Annotated in this window: 14 protein-coding genes; 10 read left to right on the forward strand and 4 right to left on the reverse strand. The window is 44.7% G+C overall.

Going from position 1 to position 18,705, the window contains the following annotated elements:
- Positions 1-272 precede the first annotated feature (272 nt).
- The 3 genes from HBAL_RS13545 to HBAL_RS13555 all read left to right on the forward strand — a co-directional run bounded on the left by HBAL_RS13545 (position 273) and on the right by HBAL_RS13555 (position 5,173).
- Positions 273-1,121, forward strand: a complete 849-nt coding sequence (locus tag HBAL_RS13545; RefSeq protein WP_015828512.1) for a fumarylacetoacetate hydrolase family protein — start codon at positions 273-275, stop codon at positions 1,119-1,121.
- A gap of 28 nt (positions 1,122-1,149) precedes the next feature.
- On the forward strand, positions 1,150-2,052 hold the full coding sequence (locus HBAL_RS13550; RefSeq protein ID WP_015828513.1) for an amidohydrolase family protein: 903 nt from the start codon (positions 1,150-1,152) through the stop codon (positions 2,050-2,052).
- A 385-nt stretch (positions 2,053-2,437) separates the two neighbouring features.
- Complete coding sequence (locus HBAL_RS13555; RefSeq protein WP_015828514.1) at positions 2,438-5,173, forward strand: TonB-dependent receptor; 2,736 nt, start codon at positions 2,438-2,440, stop codon at positions 5,171-5,173.
- Between the two features lie 112 nt (positions 5,174-5,285).
- On the opposite strand, the gene HBAL_RS13560 is transcribed toward HBAL_RS13555, so the two are convergent.
- A complete protein-coding gene (locus HBAL_RS13560; RefSeq protein ID WP_015828515.1) occupies positions 5,286-6,350 on the reverse strand; it encodes a LacI family DNA-binding transcriptional regulator in 1,065 nt (354 codons plus the stop codon).
- A gap of 204 nt (positions 6,351-6,554) precedes the next feature.
- Between HBAL_RS13560 and HBAL_RS13565 the strand changes: the two genes are divergently transcribed.
- The 7 genes from HBAL_RS13565 to HBAL_RS13595 are packed head-to-tail and all read left to right on the forward strand — an operon-like array spanning position 6,555 to position 14,321.
- The gene (locus HBAL_RS13565) at positions 6,555-7,733 is read left to right on the forward strand and encodes an aldose 1-epimerase family protein (protein WP_015828516.1); all 1,179 of its coding nucleotides are present in this window, start codon (positions 6,555-6,557) and stop codon (positions 7,731-7,733) included.
- Positions 7,730-8,509: an SDR family NAD(P)-dependent oxidoreductase gene (locus HBAL_RS13570; protein WP_015828517.1), complete on the forward strand. Its 780-nt coding sequence runs from the start codon at positions 7,730-7,732 to the stop codon at positions 8,507-8,509. The genes HBAL_RS13565 and HBAL_RS13570 overlap by 4 nt, the downstream gene beginning before the upstream one ends.
- Positions 8,506-9,273, forward strand: a complete 768-nt coding sequence (locus tag HBAL_RS13575) for an enoyl-CoA hydratase/isomerase family protein (RefSeq protein ID WP_015828518.1) — start codon at positions 8,506-8,508, stop codon at positions 9,271-9,273. The genes HBAL_RS13570 and HBAL_RS13575 overlap by 4 nt, the downstream gene beginning before the upstream one ends.
- 27 nt (positions 9,274-9,300) lie before the next feature.
- The gene (locus HBAL_RS13580) at positions 9,301-10,500 is read left to right on the forward strand and encodes a CaiB/BaiF CoA transferase family protein (protein WP_015828519.1); all 1,200 of its coding nucleotides are present in this window, start codon (positions 9,301-9,303) and stop codon (positions 10,498-10,500) included.
- The gene (locus tag HBAL_RS13585; RefSeq protein ID WP_015828520.1) at positions 10,497-11,669 is read left to right on the forward strand and encodes an integral membrane protein; all 1,173 of its coding nucleotides are present in this window, start codon (positions 10,497-10,499) and stop codon (positions 11,667-11,669) included. Before HBAL_RS13580 ends, HBAL_RS13585 begins: the two co-directional genes overlap by 4 nt.
- Positions 11,670-12,806 carry a fumarylacetoacetate hydrolase family protein gene (locus tag HBAL_RS13590; RefSeq protein WP_015828521.1) on the forward strand — a complete coding sequence of 379 codons (1,137 nt, stop codon included), beginning with the start codon at positions 11,670-11,672 and terminating at the stop codon, positions 12,804-12,806.
- A 9-nt stretch (positions 12,807-12,815) separates the two neighbouring features.
- Positions 12,816-14,321, forward strand: coding sequence for an aldehyde dehydrogenase (NADP(+)) (locus HBAL_RS13595; protein WP_015828522.1), 1,506 nt, complete (start codon positions 12,816-12,818; stop codon positions 14,319-14,321).
- A 95-nt stretch (positions 14,322-14,416) separates the two neighbouring features.
- On the opposite strand, the gene HBAL_RS13600 is transcribed toward HBAL_RS13595, so the two are convergent.
- The 3 genes from HBAL_RS13600 to HBAL_RS13610 form a co-directional block, all read right to left on the reverse strand.
- Positions 14,417-16,435, reverse strand: a complete 2,019-nt coding sequence (locus HBAL_RS13600; RefSeq protein ID WP_159098042.1) for a TonB-dependent receptor — start codon at positions 16,433-16,435, stop codon at positions 14,417-14,419.
- A 177-nt stretch (positions 16,436-16,612) separates the two neighbouring features.
- Positions 16,613-17,494 (reverse strand): 3-hydroxyisobutyrate dehydrogenase, encoded by an 882-nt coding sequence (gene mmsB, locus HBAL_RS13605; RefSeq protein WP_015828524.1) that lies wholly within the window; start codon positions 17,492-17,494, stop codon positions 16,613-16,615.
- 72 nt (positions 17,495-17,566) lie between these two features.
- A complete protein-coding gene (locus HBAL_RS13610) occupies positions 17,567-18,700 on the reverse strand; it encodes an acyl-CoA dehydrogenase family protein (RefSeq protein WP_015828525.1) in 1,134 nt (377 codons plus the stop codon).
- Between the last annotated feature and the right edge of the window lie 5 nt (positions 18,701-18,705).

Genomic DNA, 18,705 nt, shown 5'->3' on the forward strand with positions numbered 1-18,705 from the left:
ATTACGTCATCTTTAACGATTCATCATTGTTTTGCGCGCGGTCACAATGGATATTTTCATATCTTTCAACATTTTCGATCGCTATTTCATTATTTAGAGCTCTCAAATAGAGTAAGCATCTTACAGACAATTGACGTAATTACAAATATTAGTTAGACGTTTTGAGATATCAATTTGTCTTAATAATCTTTCAAGGCGACAATGTTTTTGCTCATACAATAAGCTAATCTGGTTTTGCAGTCAGTTTAGCGACCCAAATAAAAGGATTCGATATGAAATTGTGCCGCGTAGGTCCATCAGGTCAAGAAATTCCAGCCATCGTGGACAATGCTGGAAAATTGCGTGATTTATCATCCCATTTATCAGATATTGAGCCAAGTGCGCTTAATAAAAAGTCTTTGGAAAAGATATCCGCATTAGACTTAGAGTCTCTTCCATTGATTGAAGGTAGTCCTCGATATGGGGTCCCAGTCAGTGGCACTCGCCAGTTTGTAGCTATCGGGCTGAATTATGCTGATCATGCTGCGGAATCTAATCTCCCTATTCCCGCTGAACCGGTAGTCTTCAATAAATGGGTGAGCTGCATTCAAGGCCCGAATGACCCAGTTACAATTCCGCGCAATTCAACAAAGACCGACTGGGAAGTTGAATTGGGAGTCGTTATTGGAGAACAAGCTTCCTACGTTTCTAAGGAAAATGCGTTAGATCATGTTGCCGGTTATTGTGTCATTAACGACGTATCAGAACGTCACTGGCAAACGGAACGCGGCGATACCTGGGATAAAGGAAAAGGCTTCCCCACTTTTGGTCCAATTGGCCCCTGGCTTGTAACAGCAGATGAAGTTGGAGACCCGCAAAACCTGACTATGTGGCTGGATGTAAATGGCAAACGCCTCCAAAACGGCAGCACAAACACAATGATTTTCAATGTAGCTGAAATCGTATCATACCTAAGCGGGTTAATGACTTTGCTACCCGGCGACATCATTACAACAGGAACACCTCCTGGTGTTGGGCTAGGGCAAAAACCCGAGCCTTGGTATCTAAAAGCCGGAGATGTTGTGACACTTGGAATCGAAAGATTAGGTGAGCAGCGGCAAGAGTTCGTAGCTTGGAAGTAAAAACAAACGACACATAGGAAGAACTGATATGTCCCAATTTCCCATTATAGATCCACATATGCATTTATGGGATTTGGACAAACTTACATATCCTTGGCTCCTTCCTCCTTTTGATGAAGAGGCTGCAATTGGCAGCCTCTCATTGATTGCTAAGACATATCTAATTGACGACTATCAGCGTGACGCCGCTGGATGGGATGTACGCGGAACAGTCCATATTGAAGCCGGTGCCAGTGATGCCTTGGCGGAAACCGATTGGCTGCAAGAATTAGCAAATAACGGAGAGATCGTCAGAGGCATTGTCGCCGCCGCCTCCCTAAACGCTCCTAATATAGAACCCCTTCTCGCAGCGCATGCAGAACGCAAAAATGTGAAGGGTATCAGACAAGTTATACACTGGCATTCTAATCCTAAAATTAGCGCCGTCCCAAATGATATTACAACATCCGAAGCTTGGAAGGTTGGCTTTTCACACCTATCCAAATACAATTTACGCTTTGACTTACATGCATACCCTTCACAATTTATGCATTTGTCTCAACTATTCAAACACTACCCCGATATACCGGTAATTATTAATCATACGGGGCTTGGTATTCCCTCCGACGTGAACTGGAAAGACGTATGGCGCGAAGGTATGAGAGCACTGGCTGATCTTCCGCATGTTTCTCTAAAAATCGCCGGATTGGGTTTTTTATGGAACCCTTGGACAATAGATCAAATACGAGACTATGTACTGGAGGCAATAGACATTTTTGGAACATCTCGCACAATGTTCTCAAGTAATTTTCCAACAGACAAACTATTTGACAGTTTTGACCGCCACTACAAAGCATACGATCTTCTTACAAAAAACTTCTCAGAAACTGATCGATCTAAATTATTCGCAGAAAACGCAAACAAAATCTATGACCTTGGCATAGAGCTTTAGAATAGCGACAATAAAACTTCATACTGGATTCCATATCAGTCCACTAGAAATACTCTTTCACCAAAACAACTATATTTCGCCCGATATTCAAACGTAACGCCTACATACATTTGCAATATTTTGCCCGCGCTCGAAGCAAACGCTGCACTCAATACAGTAATGCTCTCGCTGCCATGCAATCTGTTCCAGAAACCATTGATTCATCCAATATTCTATTCTTGGTAGTCGACCATATTAAAGTCCTCGTTGAAAATATTGACAACTTTTGCCAACAGCCCTCTAAATATATCAATAATTAGATATTGCACTTGTTATTTGTTTTAAGATATGTCAAAAAACACATCTGAAATATCAGAAGACCGTAGAGTCTCAACGGGAGGAAAAAATGAAACTCATAAAAAGCAAATTAACATTTGGGGCAAGCAACCTTGTTTTAGCTCTATTAATCGGGGGCGCTAACGGCGCATTAGCTCAAGAGGTTGTCGCAACCGAAGAAGCAACAATTGATCAAACCACTGACGATAGAGCTGTTTTGGACACTATCATTGTCACCGGGATCAGAGGATCACTTGAGCGCGCAACTGAAATAAAAAGAAACTCAGTAAACTCGGTTGAAGCTGTTGCAATGGAAGATTTGGGAAAATTACCAGATCAAAACGTTGCAGAATCTCTCCAACGTGTTCCCGGCGTAACGATTGAAAGAAACCGTGGAGATGGACAATTCATTTCTGTTCGTGGTTTGGGGCCTGATTTCAACGCCGTCACAATCAATGGCAGAACCATTGCTACTGATAATGTCGGTCGTGCTTTCAGTTTTGATGTTTTGCCATCTGAGCTCATTTCCGGCGCTTCTGTATATAAAAGCCCTACAGCAGCCATAAACGGCGCAAGCATTGGTGCATCCGTTGATATTTCAACTATGCGTCCCCTTGATCAAGACCCATTTAAAGCTGTCGTCAATGTGCGCAGCACATACAATGAATTAGCTGAAAGCAATTCACCCTCACTTTCAGGCCTGTTTAGTTATCACAATGAAGCCAAAACACTTGGTGTTGCACTTGCTGCTTCCTTTGTTGAACGCGACATTCGGTCGGATGCGTTTACCATCGGTGCAGGACACACACCAAGAAGCAGCACTGCTGGCGGTTATTTTGATGGACGCCTAGGGCCAAACGTCGCTGAATTTGAAAACGTTGATACCCCGTCAAACTTGTCCCCCTTCTTCGTTCTAAGAGAAGATTCTCGTTTGGGATTGAGCGGTGTCTTACAATACCGTCCGGTCGAAAACCTAACAATGACATTCGATGCATTGTACACCAAGCTGGATCAAACAACGGACCAAATTGGTGTGGCTTATGACTTCAGCGGTGGTACGCTGGTCGAGCAGGTCGTTGAAGACAATGCAGCGGTTTATCAGCGTATTGAAGGCGGATTTGTCGATCAAATCCTGGAACTGGGTGAGCGCCCTGCTGAAACCGTTATGCTAGGTTATAATGCAGAATGGCAATCAGATAGCTTTGAGCTAAGTTTTGATGCGTCCTACTCAAAGGCCAAACTTGATAGCGAAGGCCTCTTCACCACGATTCGTCGTACAGATATGACGCTAGAATATGATCGTCGCAACGGGAATAAAATCTATGATTTCAATTATTCCAGCCCTAACTACCCAAATGCACCAACGGACATAGACAATGTCGCTGCTCACTACGTCGCTATTGGGTCTGAAAACCGTGAAGACCAAACATTAGAGTTCCGTTTAGATGGGAAATGGGATTCTGGCGAAGGCGTTGTCGCATCTGCGGGAATAGCAATGCAAAACCGCGAAAAAACACGCGATACATATGGGCAACCATTCGACGTACAATGTGCGTTTTGTGGTGGTGAAGTCTATACTCTTCCTTCGGATTTATTCTCTTCTACCGGCATGACATGGTTTGATGGTGAAGGCGGAGATGTCGTGCGTGATTGGATCCAGTATGACGAACGTGCACTACTTGAAGTTATGCGCGCATACGATGGGCCTTATGTGGATTGGATGGAAACTGACGGATATGCAGACCCTGTGTATCAACCAGAAGCAAGTTCTGCTGTAGAAGAAGATGTTCTTCTTGGCTACATCATGTTCGACTACGATACTGAACTTGCAGGAATGCCATTTGCTCTGAACACCGGCCTGCGAATGGAAGCGACAGAATTTTCTTCCAGTGGTGCAGCTCAGACAATTTTGAGCGCTCAGCCAAATGGACTAGGTCAAAACATTATCGTACTCAGTGATGTTGTGCCAATCAGCTTTGAAGGCGATTATTTCGATATTCTTCCTTCTCTGAATGCTAGATTAGACCTTACTGACCAGCTTGTTGCCAGATTTGCGACATCTCGTGTGATGACGCGCCCTACTCTAGATGATCTATCACCCGCGCAGACCATTTTGAGTAACCCTGGAAATGAAGCTATTTCTCGCGGCAACCCTGACCTTCTTCCTTTCCGTGCATCACAAATGGAGCTGGGATTAGAATGGTATTTCAATGAACTTGGTCTGTTGTCTCTTACAGGCTTCTATAAAAACGTAGATTCCTTTGTAACAACCACGACAACACCAGAATTAGTCGATCAAGTAACTTTCCAAGTCACAGAGCCTGCAAATGGTGAAGGTGCTGTCGTTAAAGGGCTTGAAATCGGATACCGTCAGGCGTTTGACAATCTACCTTCTCCATTTGATGGTTTAGGGGCAGAAGCTAGCTATACATATGTTAGCAGCGACGCCAATTATGAGAATGAATTGACTGGCGTTAGCTATGGCTTGGAAGGATTGTCAGAAAACTCATACTCACTTGTAGGTTTCTATGAAAAAGGACCGGTTCAAGCCCGTTTGGCCTATACATATCGTGACCCATTCCTTCAGGTCGCATTTGGCCGGAATGGAGACCCAGAGTATTTTGACGAATATCAACAATTGGACGGTAGTTTCTCATTCGCAGTGACAGATAATTTCACTGTGTCTGTAGATGCTCTGAACCTAACAGATGAGAACGAATTCATCTATTCAACAACACCTGATCGTACAAAAGAATACCGTACAACAGGACGTCGTTTTATGGTTGGTGTGCGAGCTAACTTTTAAGCACCAACACGTTTAACTTGAACTAACTGACGACTGAGAGCGCCCCTCCCACCTCTTCAAAATGCTCAAAGTCGTCAGTTGGCTCTTTATCGATTGATATTATAGAATACAGTTATTCGTTTGGAATATTTTCTCTAAATATAACTTGAATACTCGGTAAAAACTCTGCTTCAGCGATTTCAGAAACAGCAGATTTCAGCATTTTGACGACTTCCCTTGCCTGCACTTTTGCATTTTGATCAATCACCGCATCCAACGTACGATTGATGAGCATCAAACGGCTAGCCTCTGTAAGGTCGTGTCCAATGAAAATCACATCGTTTTGCCTTCCCAGCTCCTGCAAAGCTCGGCCAATTCCCTGGTTTCCAGCTCCACTACTATAAATCCCGGCAATTTGACTTTCTTTAAACAAAGAAATCGTTTTTTCATATGCAAGGTCTCGGTCATCCCCGACTTCAGCTGTGCAGCTAAGCGTAATATTTGGATATTCTTCGGTCAGTATTGAACGAAAGCCCATTTCTCGTTCTTCATGCCCTCGATATGCCATGGAACCCGCAAACAACACGACATTGTGTTTTTGTTGTTTCCAAAGAAATTTTCCAAGCAAATGTCCAGCAAGCCGTCCAGCAGCTCGGTTATCAATACCGACATAGCCAACTTTGCGAATTCCATGTATGTCCGTTAACAACGTCGCTATCTTCACACCTGTATTGGCAAGCGTATTTACAGATTCGCGTATCTCCGGACGATCAAGCGCGACAAGTCCAACAGCATCTGTCCGTCCCCTCATGTCGAGTAGTAATTGTGAAAGCCCGGGCAAATCATAAACATCAATTTGATGCACCGTAATATCACAATCAACTCGACTTCCCTGCACATCAACCAATTGCCGGCTGAGGCTGCGCATGAAGCTATTTGCCCCCTTAGGTAGTATAAAATCCATCTTGACCCGAGCACTTCCAACACCCGAAACCGGTCCAAAATATCCAAGTCTCTGAGCAATTTTCATAACAGTATCATGTGTTCTCTGACTTACACCCGGCCGATGATTAAGGACGCGGTCTACCGTCGCGACAGATACACCTGATTCTACTGCTATTTGAGAGATAGTCGTTCTCATGACGGAATCCATATGATGCTTTTTGATATGCAAACCATATCCATCATAAAGATTCATGTCCATCCTACTCCAACGGAACAATACCCACGTATTAGGACAATAAACCATCTTTTTTGATGTTAAATGATGTAAAATGATGTTTGTAGACAGATCAATTTCACATCAAAATCATCTCAAATATCGTGGATCATCGTCACAAATAGATATGCGTTTTCGAACCGCTCTCAAGGCGTTTAATTTAAAATACTGAGCTGGAAAATCATGGTTAAATTACACGGGAAAGATTTCAGCCGTAGAGATATAGAATCTCTTAGTGGTGACATCCGCCATGTCGCCGGCGTTCGCCAGATGGAATTATCTGACGGACTTGAACGCGGCATAAGAATACTGGAATTTCGTTCAGGCACAGGACTACGGTTCACTGTCCTAATTGACCGAGCAATGGACCTAGGTGATTGCGAACACAATGGGCGCGCAATAGGTTGGAATTCACCATCTGGATTTCGCAACCCTGCACTTCACGAATATGAAGGTGAAGGTGGCCTTGGTTGGCTGCGTTCTTTTTCTGGACTCATGGTAACGTGCGGGTTGGACCACACGCTTTTTATGAATTCGGTATCAGCTGAAAATTACAATTATAATCCTCGTCAACAGTCAAACCATTCTTTACATGGCCGCGTCGGAACCATTCCGGCACGGCTAACTGGCTATGGTGAACGTTGGGAAGGAGACCGCTGCTACCTATGGGCCAAAGGTATCATCAACCAAGGCGCAGTTTTCGGAGAACACTTAGAGCTACACCGCCATATAGAAATAGAAGTCGGTACAGATATCATTCGATTAAATGATGAAGTCATCAACCGCGGTTTCTACAAAACACCACACATGTATTGCTATCATATCAATGTTGGCCATCCCGTACTGGAAGAAGGTTCACGCTATCTTGCACCAATCAAAGATGTAGTGTGGGCGGCTCATGAAGAAGAATACACTGCACAAAAAACAGGATATCGAACAGCACCCGCACCGCAGATGAATTTTCATGAACAAGTCTGGCAACATGAATTGGCATCAGATCAAAGCGGTAAAGTACCCGTCGCAATCGTCAATGATCGCCTAAACATTGGATTACAAGTCACGACGCGCAAGGACCAATTTCCTTGTCTTTATGAATGGCAAAACTACCAAGCTGGACAATATGCATTCGGTATAGAGCCCTCAACGCATCATGTTTTAGGCAACCAAGCGGCACGTGATCGAAATGAAATGATCTGGCTAAATCATGGCGAGTCAAAATCTTACAATACTGAATTTGAGATACTTAACAGCAAACAAGCTATAGCGAATTCAGAATCAAAAATAAAAGCTATCGCCCAGCAGCCCACAGAAGATTTCCCTCCCCTATCCAATAATTTTGTACAAATCGGAGGCAGAAATTGACGAACATCTATACGAATAAGTCTTCAAAACAACTGACTGGACGCAAAGTGTTATATACAGGTGCTTCTGGCGGTCTTGGAATAGATACAACGATTGCACTCTTGGAAAACGGTGCAGAAGTCATCGCAATTGATCGTGATCAATTGAAAAATGAGCAATTGCGTTCACAAATACCTGTTCACCTTTCTGAAAAATTAACCCTCGCTGCAATTGACTTATCTGATACGTCTGCTCTTCAAAGTTTTCTGGATGACATAATATCTATCGCTCCAATTGATATCGTCATCAACAATGCAGCAATTTACCCGTCTAAGCCTTTTGAAGAGTTCACATTAGAGGAACAGCGCCACATTCATTGCGTGAATGTCGAGGCTGCATTGATATGCACCAAGGCCGCCCTAGATGGCATGCGCGCTCAAGAATGGGGTCGCATTATCAACATTACTTCAATCACACTTTCAGGAGGCTGGGAAAACCTGACTCCTTACGTTCAATCAAAGGGAGCGTTGATGGGATTAACGCGCGCTTGGGCACGCGAATTTGGGAAATGGGGCATTACGGCCAACGCTATCTCTCCCGGCGCATTTCCAACAGACGCTGAGAAAATTCACCCAGACCCTGAAGGGTATCAACGCTTCGTGCTGGACCACCAGAGCATAAAACGTCGCGGCAAACCCGAAGATATTGTCGCAACAATTCTTTTTTTAGCTTCTGAAGGAGCTGGATTTATATCTGGCCAATCTATTTCAGTTGACGGTGGATGGGTGATGCAATGAGTGGATCAATTGATTTTAATTTAGATGGCCAAATCGGGACGATAACGCTCAACCGCCCCCAAAAATTAAATGCTATTTCAAGGGAAATGGCGAGAGAAATGGAGGACGCCGTCGCCGTTTGTAATTCAAATGATGTACGAGCTGTTATTTTCACAGGTGCGGGAGAAAAAGCATTCTGTGCGGGAACTGATGTAAAGCAATTAGATGAATTTGACACAGTCTGGGGCATCAGAAATCGGGAGGATTATTGCGCATACATCCGCCGTATCCGTTGTCCGGTTATCTGTGCAATCAATGGTTACGCTCTAGGTGGCGGCCTAGAAATGGCCATGGGCGCGGACATTCGTATTGCAAGTGAAAATGCAAAGCTAGGCGCTCCCGAAATTAAACTCGGCTGGATTGGAGGTGGCGGAATGTCAGTTCACCTATCTCGCAGCGCAGGATACTCCAATGCTGCCCTCATGCTCATGACAGGTGATCCAATAGATGCGGAAACAGCGTTGCACTGGGGTCTAATCTCAGAAATCTGTACACAGGAAACATTGCTTGCGAGAGCAAAAGAAATTGCAGCAACAATCGCATTGCGCGCGCCTATAGCAGCGGAACACGCAAAGCTAAATCTAGCCGCAGCAGGCAACATGCCAGATGATCAAGCGATGCAATATGAGCTTGATCTTCAAGCTGTCGCCTTTGCAACAGAAGACGCCAAAGAAGGCCGTGCTGCTTTTGCAGAAAAACGCACCTCAAACTTCAAGCGCCGCTAAATATCAACGCAAGTGAAAGTAACCCAAATGAGCATCCTTAAAGGAATTCGAGTCCTCGATTGTTCAATCGCAATGGCAGGTCCCCTCGCCGCTCAACGCCTTGCAGATCTTGGTGCCGATGTCATCAAAATTGAGCCGACAAGTGGTGAATGGCAAAGGCACACCGCTGCTGGCGGCGCGACCGGCAACAAAATCAACGTTTCATTTTTGTCGCTAAACAGAAATAAACGCTCTCTGTCGGTCGACCTGAAATCTCCCGATGGAAAAGCCGTGCTGCTGGAAGCGGTCAAAACGGCTGACGTATTCATCCAAAACTACCGAGCAGGTGTCGCGACACGTCTTGGCGTAGACTATGAAACATTATCTGCAATTAATCCCAAACTAGTCTACGTTTCCATGTCGGGATACGGCGAAACAGGCCCATCAGTTAAACGCCCAGGGCAAGATCTTCTCCTTCAGGGTATGTCTGGTGCAATGATGGCAACAGGCGAAGGCGATGGTCCACCACGACCAGCGGGTCAATATCTTGTGGATGCAATTACAGCATACTCAGCATTTGAAGGAGCGCTAGCGGCCCTCTTTCACCGCGAACGTACTGGAGAGGGGCAAAAAGTAAGCATCAATATGCTTGATGCTATCACTACTATCCAAATGCAGGAATTATCTGTTTTCACAAAAGGAAAAGTGAAACCTGAACGCACAAAAGAAGCACATGCACATGTTTATATGCGCGCACCTTATGGTGTATTTCAGACGTCTGACAGCTACATCACATTAGCCTTCGCCCCCTTGGACAAATTGGGTGTAATTCTAGGCAGTGATGTACTTGCAAAAATGAATAGTGAAACGCACGGCTTCTCTCATCGAGATGAAATATTTGCAATCACACGTAAGGCATTATTATCCAAAACATCAGATGAATGGCTAAAAATATTTGATGAAGCCGGCATGTGGGCTGGCCCAGTCTACAATTACGAGCAGCTGATAAATGATCCTCAGATCAAACACAACGGCACTTTTATATCTTATAATCACCCAACAGAAGGCGAAGTCACAACACCAGGCTTTCCTATAAAGTTCTCAAAAACGCCGAGTGAAATCCGTTATGGTGCCCCCATAAATGGTCAACACACGATTGAGGTATTGAAAGAACTAGGCCTTGATGATGAAAAAATCTCCGAGCTGATCGAAAAGCAAGCTGTTCATGTTGGAGAGGATCTCGCGTGAAATCGTTTAAAGGTCTAACTTGGGATCATCCACGCGGCAAAGATGCACTAATAGCCTTTGCCAAACTCATCTCTCGAGAAAGAGATGAGTTTGAATTGCAATGGGATGTTCAATCATTGGAAGGATTTGAAAGCGCGCCCATCGCGAAATTATGCGAAGCCTATGATATTTTGATCATCGACCATCCACATCTTGGTGAAGCATGCGCCCACAATTGTTTGCAGCCTTGGGACAATTTTTTAACGCCAGAGCAACAACAATCTCTTGATGAGAAAACTGTCGGCCCAAGCCTACCAAGCTATGTCATGAATGATCAACTTTGGGCTTTGCCTTTAGATGCAGCTACTCAGGTTGCTGTCCAAAAGCCTCATTTGCTCAAGAATGCACCTGACACTTGGGAAGATGTACTAGCCTTAGCCCAAACAGATGGAAGAGTTGCTCTGTCTTGGGCTGGGCCACATGCTTTCCTGTCATTCTTATCTATTTGTGCTGCTTTTGACATCGGATTTGGCCTTCACCCCGCTCAAATGGTTCAAAACCGCGACGGAGCTATATCGGTTCTAGACCTTCTAGCAAAACTAGATAAATATCAGCCTGAAGCGACACGCCAATTGAACCCGATTGGGTTATTGGAATACATGACGAACCATGATGATGTTATTTACTGCCCGTTAGTGTATGGCTACGTCAATTACGCCCAACTCGATGCACGCGAACGGTTATCATTTCTGAATGCTCCCAAAGGGCCCAGCGGTTTTCGTGGCTCAACTATTGGTGGAACAGGTATAGCCCTTTCAGCCAATTGCACCCCATCCCCTCAGCTGATCAAACACCTTATAGACATGCTCAATGGTGTGTCCCAGCACACATTAATACCAGAAAATAATGGTCAGCCGAGCTTACGCTCTGCGTGGAAAGATGACTCAATAAATCAGGCCTCTGGTGATTTTTACAAAAACACATTGGACACGATTGATACGGCTTATGTTCGTCCGCGATTTAACGGCTACATTCAATTTCAAAGCGAAGCCTCACAACTATTGAGAGCAAATCTTCAAGCTCAACTCCCAAGCTCGTCTATCTTGAAGAACCTAGAAGAGCTTTATGTTTTCCATAAAGATTTAAACCCTACACAAAACACCGCCCCTCACCCCGCGAAAGGAAACTAGATGCAATTACCAAAAGAAGGAATTTTTCTGGGTCGCGTCTGGAGACCAGAGTTTGAGGGACCATCTATTGTTACCATTCGCGACAATAATGTGGTCGATATTACCAACAAAACCTACCCGCTCATACGCGACATATGCGAGATGGATGACCCTGCTCATTACGTTGAACATGCCGAGGGAGAGAATATTGGCACCTTAGAAGACATCGCTCAAAATAGGGTTAGCGATTTTTCACGGCCACATTTTCTTGCACCACTAGATTTACAGGCAGTCAAAGCGTGTGGGGTCACATTTGCTAATTCTATGGTCGAACGCGTGATAGAAGAACGCGCTGCAGGAAATGCGCAAGAAGCCAATGCCATTCGTGAACGCATAGGCAAGCTCATCGGCAATAGCCTTAAAGATATTCAAGCTGGCTCTCAAGAAGCTGATCGCGTCAAACACATTCTCATTGAAGAAGGATTGTGGAGCCAATATCTGGAAGTTGGTATAGGACCCGATGCCGAAGTATTTTCCAAAGCCCAAACACTATCATCCGTTGGTCCCAATGCAGATGTTGGCCTTCATCCAGCATCCAACTGGAATAATCCCGAACCTGAAGTCGTTTTGATCGTATCTTCGACTGGAGACATTGTAGGAGCGACTTTAGGGAATGATGTCAATTTACGCGATATTGAGGGGCGTTCAGCCCTGCTACTTTCCAAAGCCAAAGACAACAACGCCTCATGCGCAATTGGCCCCATGATAAGATTGTTCGATCAGTCTTTTACACTCGACACAGTGCGAAATGCAGAATTAGAGCTCAAAGTCACTGGAGAAGATGGTTTCGTCATGACAGGGTATTCCTCCATGAAAGAAATAAGCCGCGATCCAACTGACCTTGTTTCCCAAACCATTGGTCGCCATCACCAATATCCAGATGGCTTGGTTCTCTTCCTTGGTACCCTTTTCGCTCCCACACAAGATAGAGACACACCAGGCGAAGGCTTCACTCACAAACTGGGTGACATTGTTGAAATTTCTGCACCAGAACTAGGCTGCCTGAAAAATACCGTCCGCCTCAGCACACAATGTCCAGAATGGACCTTCGGCACCAGACAACTCATGCGAAACCTCGCAAAAAGAAATCTGATTTAGGAAAATACAATGCTACAACAAAAACACCTTATCGCTGGCGAATGGGTAGATGGACAGGATTTTTTTGAAAATAGTCCTGTTGAAGGAACAGCTGACAGATTCCCCTTAGGAACAGCTGAACAAATGCATTTGGCTTGTGAAGCTGCTGAAGAAGCTTTTTGGTCTTTTGGTTATTCTGATCGCTTCAAACGCGCCGAGTTCCTCGTTAAAATAGCTGAAGAAATCGAAAAACGCGGAGAAGCTCTAAGCTTGCAAGGGGTTAAAGAAACTGGCCTTCCCAAAGCCCGCTTGGAAGGAGAACGTGGACGAACGACAGGGCAATTACGTTTGTTTGCCGAGCATATTTTAAAAGCCGAATATTTAGACTGCCGCTATGACGAAGCTCTTCCAGATCGCGCACCTGCTCCACGGCCTGATATGAGGTTGATGCAGCGCCCTATCGGCCCTGTAGCCGTTTTTGGTGCCTCCAACTTTCCCTTGGCTTTTTCCACTGCGGGCGGCGATACTGCGGCAGCTTTGGCGGCAGGTTGTCCTGTCGTCGTAAAAGCGCATCAAGCACACCCAGGTGTTTCTGACATAATTGCACAAGCCATAAATGCAGCACGTATAGCGTGTGACATACATCCCGGTGTATTTGGTCAAATACATGGGGACGGTCCTGTCGTCGGCAAAGCATTGGTTGAACACCCATACATCAAAGCTGTTGGTTTTACCGGTTCTCTACAGGGTGGCCGCGCTTTGTTTGACCTGTGCGCTGCACGCCCAGAACCAATTCCATTCTTTGGGGAACTAGGGTCTATCAATCCTGTTTTCGTATTAGACAGAGCTTTGGCCTCTAGAGGAATAGAAATCGCTAAAAATTGGGCAACCTCTCTGACAATGGGAGCCGGACAATTTTGTACAAATCCCGGTATCATCATCATAAATGATGACAAGCAAGGCGACACATTCATAGAAACAGCAAGAGACGCCTTGAATGCGATAGCTCCCCAAACCATGCTAACCAATGGGATAGCAGCCGCTTTTCGAAATGGCGGTCAGAATGTACTAGCATCCCAAATCGCAACTGAAGTGATCCCAAACACCAGCACAGACCGCCAATGTTCTCCCCACCTCTTTGTAACTGATACAAAAAACTGGCTTGAAAATGACTTACTGAGTGAAGAAGTCTTCGGGCCATTTGCCATCATTATTCGTGCATCTGGACTAGATGATAAATTGAAAATTGCGAAACAGCTCAAAGGGCAACTCACTTGTACGATCCAGCTGGATGCCGAAGACTCACAAGCTGCAAGCGAACTACTACCAATATTGGAACGCAAAGCCGGTAGAATTTTGGCCAATGGCTTTCCTACAGGCGTGGAAGTTTGTGACACCATGGTTCACGGTGGACCATATCCTGCGTCCACAAATTTTGGAGCAACGAGTGTAGGCACAATGTCTATTCGACGCTTCCTACGCCCCGTTTGCTATCAAAACATTCCAGAATCTCTATTACCAGAAGATATAAAATAAACCTTCAATAAAAACGAAAGGTTGCTACAGATAAAATGTAGCAACCTTTTTTTGATCGAATAGCAAATACCTATTTTTTTCCATCAACGACTAAGTCAATATTGCACATTCCAACTCAAATAGGCGCTGCGTTGTTCCCCTGGGAAATATCTTTCATTGCCAAACGCAAAGTCGGCCCGAGACGCATAACGCTCATCGAATATATTTTTGACTTCAAACTGAAGCTGCGACGCATTTGACAACCGCCATTTTACTTTCCAATCAACCAAGTCATGACCGTCATATTTGTGCTGGTTGGATGCATCCGTATAATAATCTCCTTCATGGATGAATTGAAGATTGGTCGAGATCACCTCAATAGGTTCCCACTCCAAACTCACAAACAAGGAAGAATTTGGTGCCGTATCTACATCATTACCGTCAAAGATATCCTCTGTGTCGTTGCCGACATCCCGGTCAAAGGCATATTTATGTTCCGCCCAATTCCCACTGGTTGAGATTGTCCATTGGGGAGTAAATTTCCAAGCAAAATCAAACTCAAATCCAGAATGAGTTGTTTCACCATCTTCAACAGTAAAGCCATCTGCATCTCGAAACAGGAAGTTTTTCTTATACCCCACAAAACCTGCCAGTGATGCTCTAAACGTTGGAGACGCATATTTCAGCCCCAGCTCAGCCATATCCAAGGTCTCAACACTGCCTTGCTCTACGATCTGGTTTTGCTGCAAGCGATATAAATCAGTGGTTTGAGGCGGTCTCGCGCCGCGTGAGACAGTAAAATAAGATAAAAGCCTGTCTGATATTTTATAGCGTGCTGCTAGTTTTCCAGTAACCGCGTTGAATACATCTTCGCGGTCATCGGGTCGAATAAATCGTCCTATTGGTTCGCTAGATGTCTGATTTTCATATACATATTTTGTATGCGTCAGGCGAAAACCGCCTTGCAGTGTCAATTTATCGGTGACTGCATGCTCCAAACGCGCAGAGGGTGAAATCATATAACTATCAACGATATAGTCATAATGTAGGCCCTGAACATATGAAAACACCGTTTCATCTTCTTGCAATTCATTCAAAGAACCATGTGCGTATTCTGCGTCGAGACTCCAAAAGAATTGTGTGTCTGCTGTCAAATCCCTGCGAACCGCGCTCATAATCCCTATGGCAGAATGCCCGTTCTCTTCTATCGCTTGAGAGGGAAGAAAGTGCATTCTAAAATTCATATCATTCCACAGAATATATGGTGTAATTGACACCTCACCTGCTTCAATGTCGCGGCTCCATTGACTGGAGAGTTGCAAAGTATCGACATCTCGATACGCATTCGGATTTGGGTTGGTACGCCTTAAATCATCTTGCTTATAAGCATTTTCACCGACAACAAATCCTGCCGTTTCTTGTTCTAAGTGATGATAAGCTAAACGTGTTCTAACTGCCCAATCACCAATCTCCATACCATGTGACAACAATAGTTTTGATTGATCAGCACCGGAGTCTTCTCGATATCCTCCATCTGAAGACGCAAACAAACCGAGCACTAGATTTTGCTCTTCACCTTCATAGGCATGAACAATATTACCTTGATACCTGTTATAGCTTCCCGCTTTTAAATTTAGCTCATTTTGATTGTCTGCAAGTGGATCAAACGTAATGACATTTATGGCCCCATGTACCGCATTTGAACCATAGGCCACATCGCCCGGACCACGTACAATTTCAACTCTATCGGCAAATTGAATTTGTGTATCAAACAACCCATTCACATTAGCAAAGCCAGCACTACGAATTGGCACATTGTCCTGCAAATATAAAAATGATCCGGCCCCTGCTCCGCCCGTAAGAACTGGTGAACGTATTGAGGTCAAATGTTCCTGACCTGACCCAATCTGGATATTTACACCTGCTGCCTGATTAAAAATTTCCGCAGGATGTTCTGGAAGGCTCAATGCTTCAATATTCAGCGAAGATATAGATAAAGGTTCATCTATTGCTGAACTTGGAAAATGAGTAGCACTCACCACTACAGGATCAACGCGTTCCAACTCTTGAGCTTCAACTTTTAACAAAGGGGATATAACCACCCCCAACAGGCATCCATAAAATTTCTTATTCAAAACAGTCAATTACCTATTAGGTGTCGAAGCAAAAACAAATCGGCATCACCCAAAATCAAGCAAGACAGAGATCTGCATTTGGGTAATCCAGTCCGACAAGCTTCAAATCAGTGCGAATTGCAATCACTTAATTTCAAAATGTCTTAGCATGTTAGGTTAGCAACATTGTATAAATGACTAATTCAGTTGCTCAATCACACTGGAAAAATCCAAGCCACCCAATCCGTTCTCAGATAATCTAGCGTATGTTTCTTCTGCCATTTTACCAAAGGTGACTTTAGCCCCAACGCTATTGGCCGCATTCTGAGCCAAACGTAAATCTTTTAGCATCATATCGACTGCAAAGCCCGGCTTGTATTCATTATTGGAAGGTGCAGCAGGAACTGGTCCTGGCGCAGGACAATAAGACGTCATTGACCAATTCTGGCCAGACGCTTTTGAAGAAATATCGAAGAAGGTTTGCGCATCCAAGCCCAATTTCTCAGCCAATTTGAAAGCTTCTGATGTGGCAATCATACTAATGCCAAGCAACATATTATTGGCCAGCTTTGCAACTTGTCCATTCCCAATACCACCCGCATGGAAAATATTCTTGCCCATAGCTTCAAGATAAACCTTGGCACGGGCAAAATTCTTGTCTTCCCCGCCAACCATAAAGGTCAAACTTCCTACATTGGCAGCCGCTGTTCCACCCGAAACAGGTGCATCAACCATATTCAGGTTTTTAACGCTTAAATCAGCCGAAATAGATCGTGCGTCGTCAACGGAAATAGTTGAGCAATCAATAAACAAAGCATTTTCAGATACACATTCCGCAATACCCGCTTCACCCAGATATACACTACGCACATGTGCACCGGCCGGCAGCATTGTGATGACAATGTCAGCATCTCTTGCGGCTGCAGTCACATTCTCGTGCGAGGTCACTCCAGCAGAAACCACTTTAGCGACCGCATCGGGATTCAAATCAAAAGCATGTACATCTAATCCGGCTTTCGCCAAATTCATGCACATGCCGCTTCCCATATTGCCCAATCCAATAAATGCAATTTTGCTCATGGTCTGAATTCCTTTGAAAATGCCAACTAAACAACATCAAACGACGGCAAAATCGTTTGATCATCACTCTGGTTAAGCAAGCAGGCTCCGCGATACGATCATGCGCATCACCTCATTGGTGCCTTCCAGAATTTTATGAACACGCAAATCGCGGACAATGCGCTCAATTTCATATTCACTCAGATACCCATAGCCGCCATGAAGTTGCAGAGCTTCATTTGCGATATCAAAGCCTTTATCTGTCACGAACCGTTTTGCTGCTGCACACGCGGGTGTCGCGTCGGGGGCATTTGCATCTAATTTGCGGGCAGCCTCATAAAGCATGGCGCGACAAGCACGTAGGTCTATATCCATATCGGCCAGTTTAAATTGGGTCGCCTGAAAATCCGATATTGATTTTCCAAATTGCTTGCGATCTTTGGTATAAGCGATAGCGCGATCTAATGCTTCTTGCGCACCGCCAAGGGAAGCAGACGCAATATTTAATCGTCCACCATCCAGACCCGCCATGGCATATTTAAAACCCTCCCCGATTACACCGACCAAATTGGAAGCTGGAATGCGACAATCATCAAAATTCACCATGCAAGTGGGCTGCGCTCTCCATCCCATTTTTTCTTCGTTTTTGCCAAACGATAATCCCGGCGCATCTTTAGGAACGACAAAAGTAGAAATTCCACGCGCACCCTCATCTGAAGTGCGCGCCATGACGACATAAATATCTGAAAAATTACCGCCTGAGATGAAAATTTTTGAGCCATTCAGCACATAGTCTTCGCCCTTTAGAACTGCCTTTGTTTGCAGGCTGGCGGCATCCGACCCAGAATTTGGCTCAGTCAGACAATAAGATGCAAGCAAATCACATTTTGTAAGCTGAGGCAGATATTTTGCACGAAGCGCATCATCGCCAAATTTATCAATCATGGCCGTTGCCATATTGTGGATGGATAAAAAAGCTGCGTGTGAAATACACCCTTTTGAGAGTTGTTCAAAAATCAACACCGCATCCAAACGACTAAGTGCTGAACCACCAAACTCTTCTTGAGTGTATATGCCGCCAAAGCCAAGCTCACCAAGTTGAACGAAAACATCTCTATCAAGGAAATGTTCTCTCTCCCATTTCGCTGCATTGGGCCGCAAAACATCATCAGTGAAACGCGCGGCCATATCGCCGATCATCCCCTGCTCTTCAGTCAATTGGCTCATGCAAG

This window comes from Hirschia baltica ATCC 49814, assembly GCF_000023785.1.
In the GTDB taxonomy this organism is placed as follows: Bacteria; Pseudomonadota; Alphaproteobacteria; order Caulobacterales; family Hyphomonadaceae; genus Hirschia; species Hirschia baltica.

Coding starts and splice junctions, on each gene's coding strand:
- HBAL_RS13545 (WP_015828512.1), top strand. CDS start 273: ATGAAATTGTGCCGCGTAGGTCCATCAGGTCAAGAAATTCCAGCCATC.
- HBAL_RS13550 (WP_015828513.1), top strand. CDS start 1,150: ATGTCCCAATTTCCCATTATAGATCCACATATGCATTTATGGGATTTG.
- HBAL_RS13555 (WP_015828514.1), top strand. CDS start 2,438: ATGAAACTCATAAAAAGCAAATTAACATTTGGGGCAAGCAACCTTGTT.
- HBAL_RS13560 (WP_015828515.1), bottom strand. CDS start 6,350: ATGAATCTTTATGATGGATATGGTTTGCATATCAAAAAGCATCATATG.
- HBAL_RS13565 (WP_015828516.1), top strand. CDS start 6,555: ATGGTTAAATTACACGGGAAAGATTTCAGCCGTAGAGATATAGAATCT.
- HBAL_RS13575 (WP_015828518.1), top strand. CDS start 8,506: ATGAGTGGATCAATTGATTTTAATTTAGATGGCCAAATCGGGACGATA.
- HBAL_RS13580 (WP_015828519.1), top strand. CDS start 9,301: ATGAGCATCCTTAAAGGAATTCGAGTCCTCGATTGTTCAATCGCAATG.
- HBAL_RS13590 (WP_015828521.1), top strand. CDS start 11,670: ATGCAATTACCAAAAGAAGGAATTTTTCTGGGTCGCGTCTGGAGACCA.
- HBAL_RS13595 (WP_015828522.1), top strand. CDS start 12,816: ATGCTACAACAAAAACACCTTATCGCTGGCGAATGGGTAGATGGACAG.
- mmsB (WP_015828524.1), bottom strand. CDS start 17,494: ATGAGCAAAATTGCATTTATTGGATTGGGCAATATGGGAAGCGGCATG.
- HBAL_RS13610 (WP_015828525.1), bottom strand. CDS start 18,700: ATGAGCCAATTGACTGAAGAGCAGGGGATGATCGGCGATATGGCCGCG.